General features: G+C 45.2%; 18 protein-coding genes and 1 riboswitch. All 18 genes read right to left on the bottom strand.

The features are described 5' to 3' along the window. Positions 1 to 324: 324 nt before the first annotated feature. Positions 325 to 3,030, bottom strand: a complete 2,706-nt coding sequence (locus ACN6KS_RS04895) for a discoidin domain-containing protein (protein ID WP_440961484.1) — start codon at positions 3,028 to 3,030, stop codon at positions 325 to 327. Positions 3,031 to 3,081: 51 nt separating this feature from the next. After that, positions 3,082 to 4,602, bottom strand: coding sequence for a glycosyl hydrolase (locus ACN6KS_RS04890; RefSeq protein WP_440961483.1), 1,521 nt, complete (start codon positions 4,600 to 4,602; stop codon positions 3,082 to 3,084). A 153-nt stretch (positions 4,603 to 4,755) separates the two neighbouring features. Then, positions 4,756 to 6,306, bottom strand: a complete 1,551-nt coding sequence (locus ACN6KS_RS04885) for a glycosyl hydrolase (protein ID WP_440961482.1) — start codon at positions 6,304 to 6,306, stop codon at positions 4,756 to 4,758. 12 nt (positions 6,307 to 6,318) lie between these two features. Further along, positions 6,319 to 6,398, bottom strand: a riboswitch (cyclic di-GMP riboswitch). 136 nt (positions 6,399 to 6,534) lie between these two features. Continuing rightward, positions 6,535 to 7,908 carry a sugar phosphate nucleotidyltransferase gene (locus ACN6KS_RS04880; protein WP_060625067.1) on the bottom strand — a complete coding sequence of 458 codons (1,374 nt, stop codon included), beginning with the start codon at positions 7,906 to 7,908 and terminating at the stop codon, positions 6,535 to 6,537. A 648-nt stretch (positions 7,909 to 8,556) separates the two neighbouring features. Beyond that, a complete protein-coding gene (locus ACN6KS_RS04875) occupies positions 8,557 to 9,897 on the bottom strand; it encodes a UDP-glucose dehydrogenase family protein (RefSeq protein WP_094871563.1) in 1,341 nt (446 codons plus the stop codon). A 4-nt stretch (positions 9,898 to 9,901) separates the two neighbouring features. Continuing rightward, complete coding sequence (locus ACN6KS_RS04870; RefSeq protein ID WP_036676592.1) at positions 9,902 to 11,002, bottom strand: glycosyltransferase; 1,101 nt, start codon at positions 11,000 to 11,002, stop codon at positions 9,902 to 9,904. Between the two features lie 61 nt (positions 11,003 to 11,063). After that, complete coding sequence (locus ACN6KS_RS04865; protein ID WP_280787758.1) at positions 11,064 to 12,203, bottom strand: glycosyltransferase family 4 protein; 1,140 nt, start codon at positions 12,201 to 12,203, stop codon at positions 11,064 to 11,066. Then, positions 12,203 to 13,390 carry a glycosyltransferase family 4 protein gene (locus tag ACN6KS_RS04860; RefSeq protein WP_094871559.1) on the bottom strand — a complete coding sequence of 396 codons (1,188 nt, stop codon included), beginning with the start codon at positions 13,388 to 13,390 and terminating at the stop codon, positions 12,203 to 12,205. Before ACN6KS_RS04860 ends, ACN6KS_RS04865 begins: the two co-directional genes overlap by 1 nt. Continuing rightward, complete coding sequence (locus ACN6KS_RS04855) at positions 13,377 to 14,234, bottom strand: glycosyltransferase family 2 protein (protein WP_440961481.1); 858 nt, start codon at positions 14,232 to 14,234, stop codon at positions 13,377 to 13,379. Before ACN6KS_RS04855 ends, ACN6KS_RS04860 begins: the two co-directional genes overlap by 14 nt. Positions 14,235 to 14,260: 26 nt before the next feature. Continuing rightward, positions 14,261 to 15,646, bottom strand: coding sequence for an oligosaccharide flippase family protein (locus ACN6KS_RS04850; protein ID WP_440961480.1), 1,386 nt, complete (start codon positions 15,644 to 15,646; stop codon positions 14,261 to 14,263). After that, positions 15,612 to 17,090 (bottom strand): O-antigen ligase family protein, encoded by a 1,479-nt coding sequence (locus ACN6KS_RS04845; protein ID WP_094875422.1) that lies wholly within the window; start codon positions 17,088 to 17,090, stop codon positions 15,612 to 15,614. Before ACN6KS_RS04845 ends, ACN6KS_RS04850 begins: the two co-directional genes overlap by 35 nt. Beyond that, positions 17,087 to 17,860, bottom strand: coding sequence for a WecB/TagA/CpsF family glycosyltransferase (locus ACN6KS_RS04840; RefSeq protein WP_440961479.1), 774 nt, complete (start codon positions 17,858 to 17,860; stop codon positions 17,087 to 17,089). Before ACN6KS_RS04840 ends, ACN6KS_RS04845 begins: the two co-directional genes overlap by 4 nt. Beyond that, positions 17,857 to 19,203, bottom strand: coding sequence for an O-antigen ligase family protein (locus ACN6KS_RS04835; RefSeq protein ID WP_094871552.1), 1,347 nt, complete (start codon positions 19,201 to 19,203; stop codon positions 17,857 to 17,859). Before ACN6KS_RS04835 ends, ACN6KS_RS04840 begins: the two co-directional genes overlap by 4 nt. Before the next feature lie 9 nt (positions 19,204 to 19,212). Further along, positions 19,213 to 20,148, bottom strand: coding sequence for a glycosyltransferase (locus ACN6KS_RS04830; protein WP_094871551.1), 936 nt, complete (start codon positions 20,146 to 20,148; stop codon positions 19,213 to 19,215). Between the two features lie 25 nt (positions 20,149 to 20,173). Beyond that, positions 20,174 to 20,866, bottom strand: coding sequence for a sugar transferase (locus tag ACN6KS_RS04825; RefSeq protein WP_042124430.1), 693 nt, complete (start codon positions 20,864 to 20,866; stop codon positions 20,174 to 20,176). A gap of 30 nt (positions 20,867 to 20,896) precedes the next feature. Then, positions 20,897 to 21,787, bottom strand: coding sequence for a UTP--glucose-1-phosphate uridylyltransferase GalU (galU, locus tag ACN6KS_RS04820; protein WP_036676615.1), 891 nt, complete (start codon positions 21,785 to 21,787; stop codon positions 20,897 to 20,899). Positions 21,788 to 21,854: 67 nt separating this feature from the next. Beyond that, a complete protein-coding gene (locus ACN6KS_RS04815) occupies positions 21,855 to 22,496 on the bottom strand; it encodes a CpsD/CapB family tyrosine-protein kinase (RefSeq protein ID WP_094871549.1) in 642 nt (213 codons plus the stop codon). Further along, positions 22,480 to 23,220 (bottom strand): YveK family protein, encoded by a 741-nt coding sequence (locus ACN6KS_RS04810; protein ID WP_094871547.1) that lies wholly within the window; start codon positions 23,218 to 23,220, stop codon positions 22,480 to 22,482. The genes ACN6KS_RS04815 and ACN6KS_RS04810 overlap by 17 nt, the downstream gene beginning before the upstream one ends. Positions 23,221 to 23,427: the final 207 nt, after the last annotated feature.

The following is a 23,427-nucleotide window of genomic DNA, read 5'->3' as shown; positions in this document are numbered from 1 at the left end:
TCATATCCCAAACTCCCCCACCTTCTGCACTCAGTCTAAGAAATTGTGATGGGGCGTTGGGGAGGGAGTTTTATGGGGAAAAACTCCCTCTATTTAGGATGATTTCCTCACAATTGCCCAGTTATGCGGAATTTCTCCCTATAATACGGAGGATTTTCTAAAAGACAGCGATATCCGCTGGAATACAGGGAGAAATTCCCTATATTCCACCTGTTCAACCCTAAAACACAAAATTTATAGGGAAGAATTCCCTATTCCATTGTAGATCTATCTCACAGTTATTTAGTGTGCGCTATATACGATTATATAAATTCAAAGGATTGCTTATTCTCTGGAGTACACCTGTAACTCTTGAATAGACCAATAATTTCCGCCGGCTCCGGTCTGTACAATTTTGATATACCGTATCTTTACCTTAGAAAAGGATATCTTCGTAAGCTCTTTTGTGCCTTTTCCAGAGGTGAGTTTGTTCCAGTTTTGAGCATCGTCAGAAATATAAACTACATATTCTCTTGGATAATCAAAAGGAGATAGCGTGCTGTCCAAATCTATTCTTTCAATTTCATGTGCTACACCCAGATCAATCTGAAAATACTCTCCAGAAACCTGATGTTTTCCAGTGTCCCAGCGCGTACGCCGATCCCCATCGATGGCAAGACTTGGAGCCGATGCCACCGTATTCACATTTGAGGATACCTTCCATTTAGTACGATCCAGAGGAACCAGTCCGGTGGCTGTGATCTGAACTTTATCGGACAGTAAATTGGAGCCGGATACCCTTACCGCGTAGGTATATAAAGTTCCTTCATGTAAATTATGATCCGTGTACTCTGTTAGCTTCACATCAGTAGCGATCACTTTCATTTCCCCACCGCTACCATCAGCTCTAAGTAACTCGTAGCTTGCTCCTGGTGCCTCCAACCAATGTAATTTTACAGATAAACCTTTTGTTGCTGCGGCTTTGAATCCTTTAGGTGCCGACGGCTTTACTTCAGAGGAGAGCTGCAAAATATACTGCACAGCCTCTCCTGGACCAAGTGTCTCCGTAAAGGTTAACGTGGGAGTAGCCTTTTTCCCTGCTATATAACTTCTTGCTTTTTCATACGTATCCCCGTTTCCAAAACGCTCCCCTTCATACACACCGTTTTTCGGCATAGTCACATTTACACTCACGGTCTGTGGGGTAGACTCAAAGTTAACGAAATTAACCAATATCTTATTTGAGGTCGCTCCGCTACCCGCAAGAGGTTTTAATGTAGAAGTATCCACGGCGCGAACATAAACCAGCTTGTCGGCTAACACATCCTTGTTTGCAACTTGGTAAGTTAATGGAACTCCATGCGTAGCATAAGCAAGACTGAGCCTTCTCATAATGCTGACACGTGAATCCTCGTTCTCTTTTGTATAGTAAATCTCTGTGGTTGCCGGATCATGCTCTTCTAAATTAAACCCGTATTTGAATAAACTGAAATCTTTAAAAAAAGCAGCATGCTGCACAAACATATCCGCATAACCAATATGCGCACGCATGATCCGGTCGAATACAGCCGCTGTCCGCTCCGTTGCCCCGTATTGATAGGCATCCACATGACTGTCCGAGGTACCAAATTCAGTGGTCAGCATTTTTTTGCCGAGCCCATTGTCTGCACCATCGAAGGTCTTCAAATTCTCAGTAAAGCTTCCCCCATTGCTAAAAATATAAGAGTCGCCGTAGGAATGTCCATTGGTCAAATCCGTGACCTTCTCCAGCTCCATACGCTGCTCTGGATCTCGTTCCCAGCCATCCGGATCTCCACATTCCTTCCCAGTTCCCTTCTGATTACCACAGGAATCCTCACTGTAGCTCGGCCAATACGCCCAGCCTGGAGCAACTGTTTGTAAATGGGGCGCGATTTGCTTGCCCTTTTTATTTAGCCAGTCCGCAATCGCCAAGTTAACTGCCTTAGAACGATTGAATAATCCTGGCTCATTATCTACCTCATAATATTGAAAATAGGGGCTATATTGCTCAAAATAATCTGTCAGCTTTTTCTCCGCATCAGCAGGCAACGAGCCATCTGCCTTAAGCTTAATATCACCAGTATGCAAATACAGCGCAACCGCCTGCATGTTGTAATCCTGCAATACCTTGTAATATTCCATCATATCTGAGCAGGATCTCCCGACATCACTGGCACAGCTAGTACGCATCACATTACCGCTATAAGCCATCCCTAACCATTTGATAACATAAGGCAAATGCGTAACCGCACCTTCATCAAAATAAAATTGCTTATTATTCACTACTGTGCCGGTCAGTGTATAGCTGCCATGAATAGGCTCGGAAATTGGAGCGTTAAGAGATTCTAAACGGAGATTATCCCAAGTCCACCAGGAATATTCGTCTTCTTTGTCACTGCAATATAAACAGCGAACCGTTTGCAGCTTCAATTCGTTCGTTCCCAGCTTCAATTGCTCCTTGGGAATGTATAATTCATAGGACTTTTGAAAGCTATATTCACTTTCTGTGCCCGATACGCCAGCAATTTGAATGATCCCCGACAATTGATGATTGGAAAACACACTCATTTGCGGCACGGATTTATAAGCATTCAGAATACCTACGCTAAATAAGACCCCATTCTCCGGGATCTTATTTAGCTGATAAGTGATCGTTAATTCCGGCTGGGTCTTTCCATTCAAGCCTGCAGGCAAGCTCTGAAGAGCCGATAGTTTGAGTGCTGAAGAAGGAACATTAAATACCTTCTTACTGCCGGAAGTGCCACTCGCAGCGAATTCAGCTGCTGAGCCATCATGTTGTCCCAGATTCCAGATCACAGTACCATCCGGTATTTCTGCTGCAGCATCAGTTCCTGTAGATAGTCTCGGTATATTGGCACCTACCTTATAATCATTCGTCTTATTCGTTCCGAAAACTGAGACAGACAACAGAAACAAGACGGTTAATGCGGCGAATTTCAGTAATAACAGTAATGGTTTGTTTGTAGATATTCTATTTTTTCCATTAGATATTCTCCTCGTTATTCCCATCCATAGGTCCTCTCTTTCTTCCGGAATGTCTAACCCTATCATTTCATTAGATTAAGGAAGGAACAATGCTCCTTGTGGAATTACCTGCTGCTTCTGGCTTGAACTCTCCCACAGTAAACGAAGATTGGCATCTCCTTCATTCTCATAATATTCAATTTGGATATCATAAAGCGTTCCAGCTGTGAGCGGGATACTTCCTTTATGAAGGGTTGCACTTTGATTGTTCCAATTGTCGATGATCAGCTTTCCGTCAATCCAGACACGGACTCCATCATCAGAGGATGCCGAAATCGTATATTTTTCACTGAATTTAGGCTTGAGCTTCCCTTTCCAGCGTACAGAAAAACGATCTTCATTTATCTCCGGGGCAGGTGACCCGCCATGCCAATTAAAATCAATCTTACGGTCATCGCGGATAAGTACCGCTTCTCCCTCTAAATCAGTATTGTTATAGTATTCTCCAGTTAAACCCGTTGGCGTTACCGGGGTTACCGGTGCTGTCGAAGGGCCTCCTGATGTGAGAACGTAATCCTCTCTCGATACTATAAACGATTCATTCATAAAGCTTTTAATTGACTGTAGCGTATTATTTTCTGTCAGTAATTTTCCCCAAGTCATCATATAGACCCATTTATTTTGTTTCTCGGTTAATATTTCCGGGTTCGGCAGCTGTCCGCTCTCCCCGATTCCGATAGGTTTACCTTCAGCAAGTGCAAGCAGATCCTCATAGTAGGACTGCTTATAATCGTTATTGTAGATATCCGCAGCCAGAACATCGAGTTTATCCGCATCGGGATAATATGCAGCATATGGATCTGCCCATTCATTCGGTGCATTTGGATTCCACACCCACAGTAGATTATTTAGCTTGTGTGTGTTTACAAAACGATCATAGACAATATTCCAAAGCGCTGAAAAATTGTCCTTTTTCCCCCACCAAAACCAACCGCCGTTCATTTCATGGTAAGGTCGCCATAAGACTGGAACTCCGGCATCACGCAGCTGTTCTAAATATCCAGCGATCTCGTCTAGATCAGAAATAAGACGCTTATACTGAGCCGTCCCAGGCGTAACATAAGCATTAAACTTTTCTTGACTGAGACTTCTGTTTACATTGGACCATTCTGGAGATGTCCCCGGCAAACTCTGATGGAATGTCATGGCTACAATGCCACCCTCTTGATGCCACTCAATTGCACTGTCAATAACAGCTTGCCGCTGTTCTGCGATCGTCCCCTTGGATTGATTATTAATCGCCCCTAATTCATAACCATGTAAAACGGCATTCTGTCCCGAAGTATTTTTCAGCTTTTGAACCAGTTCATCTGGGCTTTCTAGATAATCATGCTGGCCGGACAGGATTCCTTTGCCACGTAGATTCACCAAATTACTCAGCAGTTGCTTGGCTTCTTCAGAAGCTGATGGATTGCTTGGTATAGCCGGAGGTAGTGAGGAAGAAACACTCATAGCCTTCGGAAGACTCCTAACCTCTCCCCAAGGCAGCAAGGAAAAAATAATAAACACCGGTAATATAGTAAACAACAATCTGTTTTGCTTATAATATTTACGCAAATAAATCCTCCTTTCGGTAGCTGTACTGCCTCCACAGGTAATAAATGAACATACCTGTTATCGGACAATCGTCTTCTGACCTAATGAGGACTATAGCTTAGTAGCTCTGCAATAACGCAGAGCTACTAAGGATCGACCTTTAATTTTCATCAATCAGGAGACATCCGGAAGAAAAAGTGCACTTGCTGGAACTGTCTCTTTAGCTTGACTAGCACTTTCCCACATCAAGCGGACTCTCGCATCGCCTTCATTCTCGTAATACTCCACCTTGATATCGTATAGCTGGCCAGCCGTCAGCGTTATGGTGCCCTTACGCTCAGTACCACTTTGCTTAGTCCAGCTATCAATCACAGATTCCCCATTCACCCAGACACGGATGCCATCATCTGAGGTAGTGTAAAATGTATATTGCTCTTCATATAATGGCTTAATTTTACCGCTCCAACGTATGGAGAAACGATCAATCCCGAGGGCGGCATCCGGCGATCCTAGCCGCCAATTGAAATCGATCATCGCATCTGTTCTAGTAAGAGCTGCTGCTCCCGACAGCTGGATGTTGTTATAATATTCTCCTGCAAGCCCCTTCTCAAGAGGAATTGCTGCCTCTCCCTCTTCTTCGGAAGGTGCCGGCGCTGGTGCAGCGCTAGGCTTCGGTACCAGACTAGTATTTAATTTATCTCTAGTCAGGGTATAGTTGCTATTCATAAAAGTTTTGATTGTGTCTGCACTGTTATTATCGTAAAGCATTTTTCCCCAGCTCATCATATACGTCCATTTACTTTGCGATTGCTGTAGCTTCTCCAGATTAGGCACTTCACCATTCTCCCCGATCGCAATCGGTTTGCCAGCGGCTAGACTCAACAAGCTATCATAGTATTTTTGCTGGTAATCATTTTCGTATATATCTGCTGCCAGAATATCTACTTTATCTGCTCCTGGATAAGTTGACGCATAAGGATCTGACCAAACATTCGGAGCATTCGGACTCCATACCCATAACAAATTATTTAATTTATGAACGTTAACAAAACGGTCATACATAACATTCCAAAGTTTTGAAAAGTTGTTTTTCTTCCCCCACCAGAACCAGTTTCCGTTCATTTCATGATAGGGTCTCCAAAGTACCGGAACGTTGGCATCACGTAAGCTCTTTAGGGAGACTGCTACCTTATCAAGTTCAGCGATCAGACTGTTATATTGCTTGGTACCCGGTGTAACGTAACTATCGAACTCACTTTGGCTAAGCGTTTTTTTCACATTACCCCAGTCATAAGCGGTGCCTGGCAGGTTAGCATGAAAAGTCATAGCTACGATCCCGCCCGCTTTATTCCAGTTGATGGCGCTGTTCACCACATTTTGACGCTGCCAGGCCATCGTTCCTTCGGACTGGCCACTGATCGCGCCCAGTTCATAACCGTGAAGAGCTGCGTACTGTCCGCTTGTTCCCTTCAGCATATTGTTAATTTCATCTGGACTTTCTAAATAGTCATGTTGACCAGCAATAATACCTTTTCCTGAAATCGAGTAAAGATAGTTAAGCAGCTTTACGGCTTCGGGTGAGGCTCCTGGGGTAACTGGGGTACCAGAATTTGAAGCAGCTATGACAACAGACGGCGAAATTCCAACAGTAAGCGGAAGTGCAGTCAGAAACAGGACGAGTGACAGAAATGCGCCAAATAATCGATACGTACGGTAAGCTTTCAAAATAATCTCCCTTTCGGTAGCCAGGCTGCCACTCTTTCGAAGGCCCTATAGCTTTGCGTCCCTACCTTTCGATAGGTTTGCCTTTTCAATTTAAGAGAAATAATCTCTCTTACCGTAAGTATCGACGACAATTAATGATATATTTAGTGTTTTTATGACTTTTTTTGATAATTGAGTCAATTTACCTGTTTAAAGAAATTTCAGATTGGTTAAATAGATAGGTTAGACCTATGAAATGAATTGTTGTAGTTCTATATCATTCCAGTCTAAAGTAATACGAATATTATCTTCTTCTACTAACTCAGAACCCGTCTGTACCTCTATAAACTCAACATCCGTCAAAGCAAGGATCGCGTGCTTCGTTCCTTCCGGGATACGTACCACGTCCCCAGCCTTCACATTATGTTTCTTCTCATTCAGCACAATACTTGCTTCGCCGCTGACGATTGTCCAAATTTCACTACGCTTGCGATGTAATTGATAGCTGATATTATTCCCCTCGGATATAAAAATCCGTTTGGTCAGCACTTCATTACCCTCGTCGTATTTCACATAATCAATAACTTTGTAATGACCCCAGCGGCGTTCCTCATACATCGGTCTCTGTTCAAAGGTCTTCAGCACTTCTTTAATCCGTGGGCTCTCAGCTTTATGGGTAACCAGAATACCATCCGGGCTAGCCGCGATGATCAGATCCTTCGCACCAATTACCGTAATCGGAATATCCAGCTCATTAATCAAGCAAGTCCCCTCAGAATCCGCCGTCACAAAACCTTTTCCTACATGCTTGCTGCTCATTTCCTCTGTCAGCGTATTCCAAGTTCCAAGATCCTTCCAGAATCCATCATAAGGCTGCACCACAATATGTTCTTCTTTCTCCACCACCTCATAATCAAAGCTGATGGAAGACAATAGCTTATACTGCTTCTGCAATTCTTCATATCCTAAAGGCAACCCTTTACGCTGCAAAATATCTAACAAGTAGCCTAAACGGAAGGCAAACACTCCGCAATTCCACAATGCATTTTGTTCGATGAGCTGTTCTGCTTGTATGCGGTCTGGTTTCTCTTGAAAGTGACTCACCTTCATAAAACCATTCCCCCCCGCCTCTTCAGTGGTAGGAATGATATATCCGTATTTCTCTGAGGCATGTTCAGGAACAACACCCATTAGTGCCAGATTTGCTCCGCTTTCCAGCATGGTCCCCTCAAGCATAGCTATGGTATCGAAAAAGGATGCTTCTACATAAGGATCAACAGGCAAAATGGCTATCGTCTCCGCTGGAGAAACACCTGCAACCGAATAAAGATAGGTAGCTGTTAAGGCGATGGCCGGAAAAGTATCCCTACGCTCCGGTTCAACGATAATCGGCACATGACTTCCCAGTTGGCTTTGTATCATTTCTACTTGACCGCGGCCGGTGGCCAGATAAGATGATTCTGCCATCCCTGCTTCCTCCAGCTGTCTCCAGACACGTTGTACCATGGATTCCGGTTCACCTTGAGGGCTTTCAAGTACCTTTAGAAATTGCTTTGAACGTGAGTCGTTGGACAACGGCCATAACCGTTTACCTGAGCCGCCTGATAGAAGTACCATTTTCATAGAATGAACCCTCCTTGAATTATGGAAATCGAGCATAATTGAATTGTTATCAAAACGTCAGCTTCCGCTTAGCCTTATTTCGAGCGGATGCATTAAAAAAATTTATTAGGTATGAACCACTCCAAGGGATTTTGGACTTCCGATCGCTGTTATCCTCAGATTTCCTGATTTGAACCGCCGCCAGCGGTAGAAATCCGAGGATAAAGGCGAACACTCCGTTTCTACAGTTCCAAATTCCCTTTCCGTTCTTTACCTAACCAACTTCCTCTAAATGCTTGAACCGTACTGCACCGGGCTGTACCAGCCGGAAGGCAGCACGTTTTTCTAAAGATTTGCTTCTGCTCCTATGGAGGCAGCAGCCAACGCAAGTACTACTACAACAACAAGGTTATCTGCTACTGCGATAAACAATCAGAGTACCTAACTTTATAAATTGCTTAGAAACTTAAGATAAGGGAACGAAGTGGCGGAGGAGAATTTTGGAACTGGAGGAGCGATAGCGTCCGCCTTTGTCTGCGGATTTCTACCGCTATTAGCGGTTAAAATCAGGAAATCTGCAGACAACAGCGGCCGGAAGTCCAAACATTCTATGGAGTCACGCCTCATCCCTAAATAGAAAAATCACAAGTTCAATCTATATAACTTAGATTAAACCGCTCCAGCCACACTAGCAGAATAACCGCTCAATCCACCCATCTGCGGGCGGCCGACAGAATGATAAACGAGGCCGGTACCCTCGATTTGCTCCTTGGAATACACATTCCGCCCATCGATCAGCACCCCATTACGCATGCTTTTCGCCAGCTGATGCAGATCAATGTCCTTGAGCAGGCTCCAATCGGTCAAAAGACATACGGCATCGCTGCCCTCGGCCGCTTCCTCTGGCAGATGGCACCAGCGAAGCTGTGGATGATCATATTGCTGCCTGAAATTAGGAGCTGCGATTGGATCATATAGTTTGACTGTTGCCCCTTCAGCCACCAGTGCCTCAACAATCTCTCTGGCTGGAGCTTCGCGGACATCATCAGTATTAGGCTTAAAGGCAAGCCCCCATATCCCAATCGTCGAACCGTGCAGGCTGCCAAGTGATTCATGCAGCTTGGAGATGATCATAAACCGTTGTCCCTTGTTCACTTCGACTACAGATTTCAATAATTTGAATTCGTAATCGACGTTGCCCGCGATTTGAATGAGCGCATTAGTGTCTTTCGGGAAACAGGAGCCTCCATAACCGATACCAGCCTGCAGGAAGGATGACCCGATTCTTTGGTCCATACCCATTCCTTCAGCTACCTCGGTTACATCAGCTCCCACTTTTTCACAAATATTGGCGATCTCATTAATAAAGGAGATCTTTGTGGCCAAAAATGCATTCGAAGCATATTTGATCATTTCAGCACTGCGTATATCTGTTACAAATACATTTTCTGTGAAACCCTTATGAAGCTCGCGCATGGTTTGTTCCAGCTCTGGATTATCAAGGCCAATAACAATTCTATCGGGATGGAGGGTATCGCGAATCGCTGACCCTTCACGTAAAAACTCAGGTGCTGACACGATATCAAAAGAATGATGGGTATACTTAGAGAGCATTTGGGAGATTTTTTCATTTGTCCCTACGGGTACTGTAGATTTAGTCATTATAATTTTGTACCCCTCCATCGCTTTAGCGATTTCAGCAGCTGCACCCTCAATGTAGGTTAAGTCTGCTTCACCATTAGGCAGCGATGGCGTACCTACAGCAAGAATGATGATATCTGAACGCCGCACCGAGTCCTGAAGATCCGCAGAAAAAGATAACCGTTCCTCTCGAAGATTCAGTTCAATCATTTCCTCAATTCCCGGCTCATAAATGGGCGATTCCATCTGTTTCAGCTTCTTAATCTTTTCCTCGTCCTTATCCACACAGATAACATGATGTCCGCTCAGTGCAAAGCATACGCCAGATACAAGACCCACATACCCAGTCCCGATTACTGTCAGCTTCATACAATCATCCTCCTTTTAGAAAATTGACGTAGGCCTGCTCAACATACTGCTTGAACTTAACCATGAACGCCTGCTCATCGAATTTACGTGCATGCTCCATAATTTGATCAATATCCCAAGCGTAGGACTCTACCTCATAAATAGCCTTAAGCAGATCCTCCACTTCTTGATGCTGAAAGAACACACCATTTACATAAGGAATAATAGTATCTAGTGCCCCGCCTGCTTGATAAGCGATTACTGGTCTTCCGGCCGCGTTCGCTTCCAGCGGTGTAATTCCAAAGTCCTCTTCTCCTGGAAAAATAAATGCCCGACACTGTGCCATCATTCCAGTCACTTGCTCATCTTCTAGCCGGCCCAGAAACGATACATTATCCTTAGCCATGCCTTCGAGACGCTTGCGATCCGGTCCATCCCCTACGATATAAAGCTTAAGACCGTTACGGTTAAAAGCCTCCACTGCCAGATCAATCCGCTTGTAGGAAACAAGCCGAGATACTATTAAATAATAGTCACCAATGGTAGAAGAGCTTGTAAACCGGGCAGTATTAATCGGTGGAAATATGACATCGGCATCCCGGTGATAATAATTCTGAATCCTCGTCTTCACAACTGAAGAATTGGCTACGAACTGATTCACATTTTTGGAAGTCCGCTGGTCCCACGTTTTGAGCTGCTGCATGTATACCTTAAGCATTTTTTTGAATAGCCCGGAATTCGACTGACGTTCCATGTAGGTGTCATAATCCCATGCGAAGCGCATAGGCGTATGGCAGTAACAAAGATGAAACGTGTGTTTAGGAACTTGAATACTTTTCATAAAAGCACTGCTGGAACTCAGGACGATATCGAAACCGCGAAAGTCCAAATCACGGATGGCCATTGGATAAAGTGGCAGCACCCCTTTAAAATTGGTCTTTACCCCCGGAATCTTTTGCAGCCAGGAGGCACGGATATCCGCATCTTTGAGATTGTCAGTAAGGCGGCTTCCGTTAAAAACTGTTGTGTAGATTGGAGCCTCGGGATACATGTGATGAAAGACTTCCACCACTCTTTCCGCGCCGCCCATTTGGATTAAGTAATCGTGCGCTATCGCAATTTTCATGTGAATCATCCTCAAAGTTTTATGGAGCATCATCTTCAGAATTACCGCGTCATCTCATCTGTCAGGTGCCCGCCAACAAACCTTTATAGTAGTCAACGATGTCCTTGACCGTATTCTCGATAACAAAATGCTCTTTCACTCGTTTCATCCCATTGTCCGCCATCCGCCGTCTTTCCTCTGGGTGATCTAGCATCCATTTAATGGAGTCTGCCAGTATCACCGCGTCTCCAGGCTCTATCAGTAGTCCCGTCTCACCTTGAACTACAATTTCTACCGGCCCGCCTTCATTGGAGGCGATCACCGGTAATCCCGCTGCCATTCCTTCAACGATAACTTGGCCAAAAGGCTCAGGAGTTACCGAAGTGTGAATCAGTAAATCAGCAGTATTCATAAGGCCTTGAATATCATCTACATGCCCTAGCATGCTTACATTCGTAAGCTCGTCGTTTTTTATCTTTTGAAGCAATTCCTGCTTATAAGCCTCTTCTCCAAACAGCGCGTCTCCGGCTAGCCAGAACTTTACACGAGGTTCGTTCTTAAAGCTTTTTGCGGCTTCCAGCACAATATGCTGACCTTTCCAATGCGCTAATCGGCCAACTAGCAATACGTTAAAAGCTTTCTGGTCCCGCATGCCGATCCCATTACCAATCGCTTTAGCGAAAGCGGAGTATACGACCAGCGTTTTTTTCGAACGTGGCAGCTCCAAAGCATTCAGCGTAGAATGTGAATTCGCAATGACTCCATTGGGGAGCAGACGCGACAGCAAACGAATTCCTTTGGCAACGATCGGCTTTAAATAAGGGGCACCAATATGATCCCGGATGTGCCATATCAATGGAACGCCCGCTATTTTTGCAGCGATGGCCCCGTATAATGCAGATTTCAGAGAATTGGTGTGCACGCAATCTACCTTCTCCGCTTTTAAGAGCGGCGCAAGCTTTCGACCATAAGCCAATAGCTTAAAGGCTGCAGCAGGTGCTCCCAAGTTGACGGCATTTCTACCACGACTTCTGATGCTCTCATCCAGCGGAATAATACGGACATCCATCCCCTTTTCACGCAGCCGTTCAGCCAGTGCACCATCCTCAGCCAGGATTACAAGTGGATCAATCTGTTCTCCAATATGAGTAAGGATGTTAAACAGGGCAACTTCACCACCACTCCATTTAGCAGTGTGATCTATATAGGCCACTCTAAGCATTACGTGGTCACCTCCTCTCCTAAAGCTTGCAGGAACACAGATTCTATTTGATCCGTAACTTGCTCCCAGGTATATCTCTTCAGTACATGCTCTCTACATTCATCCCGGCTCGGAAGCAGCTTTCGATTGCTAAGCATATGGATCATGCCTTCGGCCATGTGATCACTACTTGAGCTCTTAAATAGCAATTCCGGCCGGAAGCCTTGCAAAATTTCCCTATTGCCGCCAATCGGCGTAGCCATCACTGGCAATCCTGAAGATAAGGCTTCAACAGTAATTAAACCAAAGCCCTCCAATGCCTGTGAGGGAACCACGAACAGGTCCGCTGCCTGGTAATAAGAGGCTAGTTCATGATCGGGAATGTAGCCTAGCAGTCTTACCTTGTTGCTTAAGCCATAGTCGGCGATCTTTTCTTCCAATTCCCCTCGTAGCGGCCCTTTACCACCAATCAGCAGAATCGCATTCGGGAAACGCTCCGCAACTTGCTTCCAGGCTTCGAGCAGCTGGAGTAGTCCCATCCGATTGACCAACCGCCGGACAGTCAATACGGTTGTTGCTCCCTCAGGTAAATTCAAGGTTCGACGAATCGCCAATCGATTCGTAGCGGGAATAAAACGTTCCACATTAGCTGCTCCTGGAATCACTATAATTTTGTGTAGTGGCACTCCGTGAAGCTTATGGAGAATATCGCGGAACGTCTCACTAAGCACGATGAATTTATCCGCTAGTTTATAGGCTCTATGTTCAATGGATTTGGCGATGGTTGTTTTGACCCGGTGCTTAATGCCTTGGCCTTCGATTTTCATTTCTTCATTCCATGGGCCATGAAAAGTCATCACTACAGGAATCCCGCGTTTCTTTGCTTCCAGGGCTGGACCAATACCATAAGGAGCAAAGTGAGTGTATAAAATATCTATACGGCCACTGCCCTCCCCCATCAGATCGGCCGCCTTACGCTGGAAGGCATCCTTACGTTTCCAGATCCCATCTTTTGGATCTCCTGCATTGTGAATAATCAATTCCTCAGGGGTAGCAGGCGTTTCTTGACTACAAATCAGCGCATGCACCCGATTACGTGAGGAGAGCTGCTCGCAAACGGATTTGAAATACGTGTTAAGCCCACCCGGCTGTAGCGACGGCCAGCTAAGGCCTGTCGTCATAATGTTCAATCCGTCACTGTACGGCATAGCTTCTCTCTCCTTTATTCTCTTTCTCGGTCTGACTCGTCTTCGCATTGTGCAGAGTCAGCTTTCCCGATCTAATTAATTCGTAATGCTTGAAGCCGACCATGAATTCATACATGACCCAGAATACGGAGACACCGAAACCTGACATTCCCTTCTTGAACAACCCGTGTAAGAAATACTTTTGCAGGAAACGGGCTGGCGGCCTTAACAGCAGATGACTGACCCGAAATCGTTTGCCCTTGGCATACGCACTTTCAGCTTCCAAGTCAGTGTACTTATTGAAACGTGCCACATGATCGTTAATACTGCGGTAACCATAATGCCAGAGGGTTCCTGTCAAACGTATGGTTCGCTCTTCAGAGACCTCGGGCATCTCGTGCACCAAGCTATTTCGAATTCCATACGCTTTGCGGTTGTAAAGTCGCACTAGATATTCGCCACGATCCAGCCATCGGCCCATAAAATCACCGATCCGGTAGATAGAATAGGCAACCGATTGATCCATAAGCCCCGGTTTCAGTTCAAGAATACTTGCGGCCAATTCGTCGCTGACCACTTCGTCAGTATCAATAAGGAAGACCCAATCATGAACCGCGCGTTCTACTCCGAACTCCCTCTGTTTCGCATATCCGGGCCAAGGGTTGACGTACACACGACAATTCAAGCTTTCAGAAAGCTGAGCTGTCCCGTCTTTGCTGCCTCCGTCAATCACAACCACCTCGTCGGCGAATAACCTGCAGGATTGTATGGCCTTAGATATTCGAACTTCGTCATCCTGAGCGATGATGACAGCCGATATTGGATAATTGCCTTGGCCGCCTACCACGCTTTTTACTGAATCCATGAAGGTTTCCTCCTTTATCTTTCGCATTATCCATTCATATCCATAGGTTTCTTGCGAATGTAAGAATTCATCGTCGTCTTCATCCACTGAATGTCCTCCCGGGTAATGAGCAGCCGGGGAAGTTTAACTTTTAAGGTGTACTTTATATTGAGAACAATGAAGAAGAATCGCAGGATTGCTGATGACAACATCGCTATCCCTGCTCCGAGCAAGCCAAATTTAGGGATGAGCAGGAACAACATCGGGATAACCAAGAGTAAGCCGAAACCTTGAAGCATCGAAACAACTTTTGGCTTGCCTAGCGCCATAAAGGCCTGCGCCAGAATGATCGTCCCTCCGCTAATGGTCACTTCAAGAAGCAATAAGCGAAACACAGTTAATGCCGCGTTGAAATCTTTGCCGTACATCAGCGGAATCACTAAAGGGGCTAAGAGCATCAGGACTACTCCGCCAAGCATGGTGAAGGTCGTGCTAATTCGAAAGGCTTTGAATGTTAGCTCTACCGCCTGTTCTTTTGACAACTCAGAAGCCTTGGGAAAGAGTACGATGGTAATCGAGCTTGAGAAAAAATTAACCATCCGTGACAGACTCACTGCCACTACATACAGCCCCAAATCAGCAGGTCTTAACAAGCCGGCAATCACAATCTGATCGATATAGTAAGAGAAATTACCAAGCAAATCATTGCCGTAAGAACCTAGCCCATAAGTGAACAATCTTTTTAAATTCTGAAAGGCTCCTTTCATCTTCACCTTATAGGTGCGCAGCAAGGAAATCATCATTCCAATAAACACCGGGGCTCCTGGAAGGAGATAGGCTACTGCAGTTGTAAAAGGATTCATCTGATCCAGTGCGATCAATATTCCGATTATCGTCAGTGTAAGCAACGGGACTAGATAACGAATCCAATTAAACCTCTTGTATTCTCCTCTGAATTGAAAGGCTGCATTGTTAATTTGAGAGATTACTATAATTGGACACAGAATCATTGACCACTGGGCAAAGCTCACAACCTCCGGACTGAAGGATTTCAGCCAATAGGGCAAGACCACGATACCTATAATCATCGCTATGACCCCGAAAATAATACCGAGCAGCAAGGCCATTCGATAAAGCACTCCGGCATCCTCCGGATTTTTCTTAGCGTTATAGATCAGAGCTGACGGAATACCAAAGCTCATGCTGAACGCCAGAAACTGTGACCAGTTAATCATTGCCGTCTGTTCCCCACGTCCTGTCGGTCCAAGATAACGGGCAGTCAGTACACCCGTTAACATGTTAATCAGTAAGATCATTACACTGACAAACATAGTTTTTACGGCTGCCGAGCTGTTGTCCTTACTTTTGGCGAACAGTCTAAAGGATGACCAGATTGTTCTAGTGGGGAGAGATTTTGCATTCAACTGCTGCATACGGTGTTCCCTTCCTTCTACTTTGAGTAATCTCCCTTGCGCTGAGGCCAAGACCGATCAGCATCCAGATTAAGTATCCCTTGAGTCCGGGAAACCCATTATCTGAAACCAGACTGACAATCGCACCAGTCCAAGTAGCTAACGCAAGTCGGGCGTATGGCTGCAATTTGTCCTTGCTGATTACTCTAGCAAATATCTGTTTGACAACTGCGCCTAAAGCTCCGAAGAAGAAAACAGCACCCAGAACACCAAAGGTAAGCAGTAAAGCGATAACTCCGTTATCCATAATTCCGTATTCTCCAAGCTCGCCGCCGTTGCCAAGCTTAGTCCCTTGGCCGACACTGCCAATTCCCTGACCTACTGGATTGGCGGCGACCATCGGCAGCATGTTTTGCCATAAGCTTAGCCGTTCATTATAAGAGTGATCTTCCTGAACAGAAGAAAGCGTCTCTACCCGAGCAACCAGTCCTTCGGCGCCAGGCAATTTCGGCACAACCCAGAACAACGCCGCAGCCACAAAAACTAATTGGATCAAGGTTTTCCACTTTCCCTTAGAGGGAGAGGTTCCAATGTACATGAGCAGCATCACCAGTAGAATCAGCCATGCCGCTCGTACTAAAGTAGTCAGCAGGCAGATTACAACTAGCAGAACGCCGATCCAGCGCAATGTTCCCCGCCATTTTTTCTCCAGTATCATCGGAACTAAAGCAAACGCTAAGAATGTTGCAGCTGGTCCGGGCGAATTCAGCGTAGAGAACACTCGGATTTCCAATGGATATGGATTTCCGATGGACATCATATCCGCATGTTTCATCCAGAACACATCCCAAGGTGGCACTGTCAAATACTGAACAATCCCATAAATGGCAACCAGGACCGCAATATTGGCAAAAGCGGTAAGCAGCCGGTCGATATCCTTCGGCTTGAACTTTGTAACGGCAAAGTACGGCAATAGCAGCAGGGGCACAATATAATTCGCTAAGTCATAAACTGAGCCCATGCCATTCTTGGCCAAGCCAATTAAAGCTCCATAACCTAGCGCAACTGCGAACAGCAGCATGATCCGCGTAGAGGCTTTTTGAATATTGTGAATCTCCCTCAGCAGCGGAATAATTAAGGTTACGCCGGTTAACAAGGGGGCTAAACTTAGCAGTGATACAGAGTGATAGACTCCTTCTGACCAGTCAGCAATGCGGCGCAGCTCTGGAGCGACAGCCCAGATTAACAAGGTATAAGCAACCAGCATTTTCGGTCTAAGTATGGCTAGCAAGAAAGCTGGAAATAGGATAGCTGAGAGAATGGCTCCCTGCAGACTGTTCGATGAACTCAGCATCGCACTGGAGAAGCCGATGATCAGCGGAAGAGAGACACCTATAGCCGCAGCTCCCCCTAGTACTCCAGCTGTCTTGATAAACCTAAGTGATGGGGGCGTAAATACACTCATTCCAAGCCTCCTTCCTTCACCTTATCCCGCTTACGCAGTTCCTTAAGTAATAAAAATAGAAATTGTGCATCGTCCACAAGATACCTTTTCCAGAGCCGGCCCGGCTCCTGGCTAAGCCGCCAGAACCATTCGAACCCTGTTTTTTGCATGAAGCTAGGCGCTCGTTTCACTGAGCCTGACAGAAAATCAAAGGTCGCTCCCACTCCGATCGATATCGGAGCTTGATAAGAGGTATAGTGGCGGTAAATCCACTTTTCTTGCTTAGGAGCTCCTACACCAACAAACACGATATCTGGCTGGCACTCTGTCAGCATTTCTATAATGCGTTCATTCTCTTCCTCATTGTGCTCGAATCCATAGGATGGAGAATAACAGCCAACTACATTTATTCCGGGATGCGCTGTTTTCAAATTCATCGCTGCCCGTTCCGCCACGCCTTCAGCTGAGCCTAAGAAGAACAGCCGGTACTTCCTTTGCTCAAAGGCGTTGCCCAATCGATTAAATAGATCCGCACCGGATACCTTCTGCTTAAGCGGCTTGCCTAGCATTTTGGATGCCCAGATCAGTGGCATTCCATCAGCAACAACTGCGCCTGCCTTCGAATATACCGTTTGAAATTCTTTATCCTTACGAAGCTTGATCACATGATCTACATTGCAAGTGAGGATATATGACTGATTCCTCTCCTGAATGGTTTTATCAATGTAATCAAGCAAATCCATAAAATCATAGTTATCAAAATTGACATCGAACATATTCACTTGATTCATCGTATCACTTCTTTTTGTGGGGAATCGGTTGGCTGTGAAGATCGATACAGGCAGTTCAGGTACCAACAGAACGGAATAATAAATTGGACCGTCGACAGCGTGTTATCGGAGAATGAGTAGATTAAAAACGCTGCAATAAATAACAGATAATAAGGTTTGATCGGCGGAGCCAATGCTCTGTACACCAGAATAAATACAGCCAATAAAGAGAACATCAACAGAATAGCGCCAATATATCCCCCATCGAAGTAAAAGCGGATATACTCGTTATGCGGAACTACAAAACCCTTATACAATGATCCATCATTTGCTACCGTCACTGCTCCAAGCCCTCTACCAGACCAAGGAGAGTCCGCAGCCTTGTTTAAGAAATACTCCCATGCCTCTGACCTTCCTGATAAATCAACAGCCGTATCTGTCTGTCTCTCAAAGGAACGTTTCTCAAAATTATCGAGCTGCCAGAAGACGGCGACCATAATCAGGAAAAATGCACCCATTAACGGAATTAGCAGATAGGTTCTGCCCTTCAAATATTGGCGAAGAATATCATAGAAGTAATAGAGTACGGTAAGTCCAAGTGCCAATATAGGTCCTCTTGTTCCTGTTCCAATCAAGATAAAGAAATTTAGAACTAACATGATATAGAAAAAGCGTGCATGCTGCGGATTCCGCTTCACCTCTATAAATGGAATCGCGACTCCCATAAAGGCCAGCATCGCTAGATGCGAAGGAATATTAGCTCCCTGAATCCGTACAGCGCCTGTATACTCGATGTTGAGAAAATTATGAACATGCGCAAGCTGCAGCAACAAACCAACCACTACACTAACAAAGGGAAGCATACAGATAATCTTGATTTGCAGCTCGGCTACATCCTTTTTCCAGTTGATAAGTAAAAATACGAATGGAATTGATAGACCGATAAAAGCTTTAACTGCAATGGATGAGGTCATTTCCGGCAGCCAGATCGAAGATCCAAAGGTAATCACCAGCAGTGCTACCATTGCCCACAGGGGGTGACTCAGACGAAACCGCAAACCATTGACCAGAATACAAGGAACAAGCAGCATCACGATTACCAATTTATAAAGTGACAATATCTCCATTCCGAACATGCTGCCATCATATAAAAAGTTAATCGATATTGCCGTCGTGATGAGAACGAAATAACTGATCAGTTCAGGCCGTGAAATCGAGATTCCCAGCAATATAATCAGAAGCACGGCAGCTATCGCAATCATCGGCTGGTAGATGACCGCCGTTCCAAAGAACAGGGCCGACATGAGATAGAGCATCCCGTATGGCAAAACATTTAATTTGGAGCCCCACTCAAAATTAGTCATGTTAATCCCTCACCCCGCTGCGGAATGCCTCTCCCGATTAAGAATCATATGAAGCGTTCCACGAATACTCTCCAGCCTGCATTTGTTCAAAAGCCTTCTTCCTTTGCTTCTTGAGAGAATAGAATCAGCCAGGATATACACGAGCTTAGCAGCTGTCTTTCCCACTAGAATTAGCTTGCCTTTTAACCCTTCGCTTTTCATAGCGTTAGAGATACCTTGGCTATAATAGCGCCTCATAATCCAGTCTTCCGTCAACCGAGCTGCCGGAACGAAATGGTCAACCGCCATTTCCGGATGATAGAGGATGGAATGTCCCTCTTTTTGAATCTGTCCGAATAACCAGGTCTCTTCACCTGAGAGTAGAGAATCACCCTTTCTTCCCAGATCTAGGGGAAAAAGACTGATGTCGAATACGAGCTTCCGCATCGCCATATTGGCCCCACAAGGATGAAGCTGCTTGGGATATTCCTTAATCCGGTTACCTAAATCAACAATGGTGTACGGAAGCTCAAAGGGTTTAATCAACCAGTCCGGACGTTTACTTTCGAATATAGGGGCGATTTTGCCTCCCATAGCCATGACCTCCGGTTTACTCTCGAAAGTACTGACAATCGTTGTAATCCATCGCTGGCAAGGTATCGCATCATCATCGAGAAAGGCAATCAGCGGTGATTTGGAGGCCAGAATCCCTGTATTTCTAGCCGCTGAAAGCCCCTGCATAGGCTCCATCATGTAGCGGATATCCACATCAGCTCCATGCTTTCCTATAAACTTTTTGACGCACGCTTCTGTATCATCCTTGGAACAGTTATCCACAACAATGATCTCCGCCTGTTCTAAGTGATCCAGCTTTAAAAGTGACTGAAGCGTCTTGATCAATAAAGGTGCTCTGTTGTAGGTACAGATGATAATGGAAAGCTTAGGAACGTCTCCGTATTCACGCATCGGCATTCACCTAATTTCCACATTATTAATAAGCATCTTTTGAACCGAGTAACATCAGTCCGGTTTTAGCAATGATTTTTAGATCCAGCATGGTGCTCCGAATATGGATGTAGGTTAAATCCAGCTGTACCATTTCGTCGAAACCGACACTGTTTCGGGCATTCACTTGCCAATATCCGGTACAACCTGGTGTAACCGTCAAACGCTGTTTGTCATATTCCGTATACTGAGCCACCTCTTCTGGCAGCGGAGGACGAGGACCGACCAGACTCATTTGACCTATTAGCACATTCCACAGCTGAGGCAGCTCATCGATGCTCGTCTTGCGCAGGAATCTCCCTATCTGTGTGATCCGCGGATCGTTCTTAATCTTGAACATGGCACCGCTCACTTCGTTATAAGCCATCAGGTTTTCTTTTAACTCTTCAGCGTTACTAACCATGGATCTGAACTTATACATCGGGAACTGCTTTTCATTCTTCCCAACCCGGTTTTGTCGAAAGAACACCTTTCCTTTCGGATCCTCCAGCTTGATCAGAATCGCCACGACAACAAATAATGGCATTAACACGAGAAGACCAAGAGCGGAAAAAAAGATATCGATCATCCGTTTCATTATCAAATAGGACTCCGCTTCTTTCCTTCTCTCATCGGTATGCAGCATGTAAAGTTTCGGCAGGACCGCCTCGTAGTCTTCCGGCAGTTTTTGCATGCTCATCCTCCTCATCTAAAATTTTGCGAACTCAACTTAACTACTCAAGCTGGTTTGTCCCATTTTATTCAGCCATTCCGACATTGCATCCATCACCGGATAGCGTAAATCTTCGCTCTGCAGTGCAAATTCAAGTGTTGTTAAAATATATCCAAGCCGCTCACCGACATCATATCTTGTTCCGTCAAAATTATAGGCATATACCCGTTCGCTCTGATTCAGCTTCTGAATGGCATCTGTCAATTGGATCTCTCCGCCAGCACCTTCTTCCATCAGATCGAGATACTTAAAGATCTTCGGAGTAAACACATAACGTCCCATGATTGCCAGATTGGATGGTGCCGTACCTAGTGGCGGCTTCTCTACAAAATTGTTAACCCGATACAATTTACCGTCCTGCAAATCCGGTTCAATAATACCGTAACGATTCGTGAATTCATCAGGAATCTCTTGAACTCCAATCACCGAGTTTTGTGTTTCTTCATATTGATCAATCAGCTGCTTAAGGCAAGGTACGGCTCCTGTGACGATATCATCGCCTAACATGACACCGAATGGCTCATCACCGATAAACCGTCTTGCACACCATACGGCATGCCCCAGACCCTTTGGTTCTTTCTGGCGAATATAGTGGATTTCTACCTTGGCTGAACGCTGAACCTCTTTTAGCAGATCCAGCTTTCCATCTTCCAGAAGTCTAGACTCCAGCTCAAACGCATTGTCAAAATGATCCTCAATGGCTCTTTTACCTTTACCAGTAACAATGATGATATCTTCAATACCGGAAGCAATAGCTTCCTCAACAATGTATTGAATGGTTGGTTTATTGATAATCGGAAGCATTTCTTTAGGCATGGCTTTCGTTGCAGGAAGAAAGCGAGTACCTAGTCCTGCCGCGGGTATGATTACTTTTTTCACTTTTTTCATCGCACTTTACCTCCTAAAAGTTTTGTAAGCATTAGCTACAATGATTTCACATCGAAAACATAAACGTTTACTTCGCCTGGTTCATGGCAATTCCGATTAGATTAGAGCCGGTCTGTTCAAGCAGTGTCTTCGCTTTACGAATCGATTCCCGTTTGGACTTTCCGTATCTGGCCACCAGGATCACGCCGTCCGTTTGAGGTGCCAATATACGAGCATCACTAAAATCGACTGCCGAAGGAGAATCCAGCAGGATCAGATCGTAGTTTTCTTTTAGTTCCTCAAGCAAAGCGGTCATTTTAAGGTTACCTAGCAAATCCGGCGGACTAACATGCGTTTTACCCGCCGGGATAACCGAGAGATTGGCCAGATTTCCGAGGACAGCGATGTTATCCGCTTCCTCTGGCCCACTTAAATAAGCCGCAAGCCCGTCACTGCCCTCTATTTCAAACACTGTATGAAGACCGGGATGTCGCAGATTGCAGTCCACCACTGCTACCTTCTTGCCATCCTGGACGAAAGAAACCGCGAGATTCGACAAGATTGTCGTCTTGCCTGCTCCAGCTTCTGCTGACGTAAAGAGCAGCACTTTTCCTCCGCTACCCTGCGTTATTCCAAGCTGGCGTATATATGTGCGTAGCGAACGAAACGATTCCGAGATATGCGAGGATGGATTAGCATCAGTAATCAGACTCTTATTTAGCCGTAACATAAGCACCCTCCTTCACCCTTGTGTTCCCGCCTGCCGCCTTACCCAAATCGCGTTTACGAATGGTTGCGATTGAAGCAATTACCGGAAGACCAAGGTCATATTCCGCTTCCTTTTCAGACCTTAATGTGCCGTTAAGTGTTTCCATAAGCAAAATAATTCCTAGGGCAGCCATAAGCGATACAACAAAGCTGATGATGAGATTCATCGCAAACCCGCCGTTCGAGGGCCCTGGAACATCAGTTGGATCGGCCGGTGTCAGCAAGGTAACATTGTCAACCCTCATCAGCGATGGCAATTCACGAATGAATGTCTGCGAAACCGCATTTACGATCCCGGCAGCTTTGTTGTAGTCTTCATCCTGAACATTTAGGTTGATTACCTGGCTCTTCTCTGAAGTTTTAATCTCAAGCTTCTGACTTAGTTCATCAGCCGTCAGACCAAACTCCGGGTGATTTTCTATTACGCTTTTCATGATGGTCGGTGATTTCATAATTTCCTTGTAACTCTCAATTAAATTCAGGCTAAAGCTCAAATCATTAAGATTGTTGCTCTCGGGAGCCTTGGCAATGTTGTTGACAAGCAGCTGTCCGGAAGCGGAATAGACGGGTTCAACGAAGTTTTTACTAACGTAGTAAGTCGTAGCACAGGAGATCAAAACGAACACCATGATGAGCCAAAACCTTTTTTTAATCAGGTTAATGTAATCCAGAATCGTCTTTTCCACAGTAACCCTCCTTCCGCTAAAATTACATTCTGAAAGCATTCATGAAAGTTTCAGTTGTTGCTTTAATTCTATCAATCCACACCATTCGCCACATGGCTCATACCATTACTTTCCTCTTCACTTTGGAGTAAGATGTTGTACTCCTTAAGAGGGGGGTGAGGTATACTTTAGTGCCATATTTAGGGCTAATTTAAGTTTTGACGCACA

This window comes from Paenibacillus nitricinens (assembly GCF_052056485.1).
GTDB lineage: Bacteria > Bacillota > Bacilli > Paenibacillales > Paenibacillaceae > Paenibacillus_AQ > Paenibacillus_AQ nitricinens.
Note: the sequence above shows the minus strand (reverse complement) of the source record. Positions and strands in the feature narration are given on the sequence as shown.

What these genes read in the sequence shown, in the direction of transcription:
- ACN6KS_RS04895 (WP_440961484.1), bottom strand. Translation starts at nt 3,030, where the DNA reads ATGGGAATAACGAGGAGAATATCTAATGGAAAAAATAGAATATCTACA.
- ACN6KS_RS04880 (WP_060625067.1), bottom strand. Translation starts at nt 7,908, where the DNA reads ATGAAAATGGTACTTCTATCAGGCGGCTCAGGTAAACGGTTATGGCCG.
- ACN6KS_RS04875 (WP_094871563.1), bottom strand. Translation starts at nt 9,897, where the DNA reads ATGAAGCTGACAGTAATCGGGACTGGGTATGTGGGTCTTGTATCTGGC.
- ACN6KS_RS04870 (WP_036676592.1), bottom strand. Translation starts at nt 11,002, where the DNA reads ATGAAAATTGCGATAGCGCACGATTACTTAATCCAAATGGGCGGCGCG.
- ACN6KS_RS04865 (WP_280787758.1), bottom strand. Translation starts at nt 12,203, where the DNA reads ATGCTTAGAGTGGCCTATATAGATCACACTGCTAAATGGAGTGGTGGT.
- ACN6KS_RS04860 (WP_094871559.1), bottom strand. Translation starts at nt 13,390, where the DNA reads ATGCCGTACAGTGACGGATTGAACATTATGACGACAGGCCTTAGCTGG.
- ACN6KS_RS04855 (WP_440961481.1), bottom strand. Translation starts at nt 14,234, where the DNA reads ATGGATTCAGTAAAAAGCGTGGTAGGCGGCCAAGGCAATTATCCAATA.
- ACN6KS_RS04850 (WP_440961480.1), bottom strand. Translation starts at nt 15,646, where the DNA reads ATGCAGCAGTTGAATGCAAAATCTCTCCCCACTAGAACAATCTGGTCA.
- ACN6KS_RS04845 (WP_094875422.1), bottom strand. Translation starts at nt 17,090, where the DNA reads ATGAGTGTATTTACGCCCCCATCACTTAGGTTTATCAAGACAGCTGGA.
- ACN6KS_RS04840 (WP_440961479.1), bottom strand. Translation starts at nt 17,860, where the DNA reads ATGAATCAAGTGAATATGTTCGATGTCAATTTTGATAACTATGATTTT.
- ACN6KS_RS04835 (WP_094871552.1), bottom strand. Translation starts at nt 19,203, where the DNA reads ATGACTAATTTTGAGTGGGGCTCCAAATTAAATGTTTTGCCATACGGG.
- ACN6KS_RS04830 (WP_094871551.1), bottom strand. Translation starts at nt 20,148, where the DNA reads ATGCGTGAATACGGAGACGTTCCTAAGCTTTCCATTATCATCTGTACC.
- ACN6KS_RS04825 (WP_042124430.1), bottom strand. Translation starts at nt 20,866, where the DNA reads ATGAGCATGCAAAAACTGCCGGAAGACTACGAGGCGGTCCTGCCGAAA.
- galU (WP_036676615.1), bottom strand. Translation starts at nt 21,787, where the DNA reads ATGAAAAAAGTGAAAAAAGTAATCATACCCGCGGCAGGACTAGGTACT.
- ACN6KS_RS04815 (WP_094871549.1), bottom strand. Translation starts at nt 22,496, where the DNA reads ATGTTACGGCTAAATAAGAGTCTGATTACTGATGCTAATCCATCCTCG.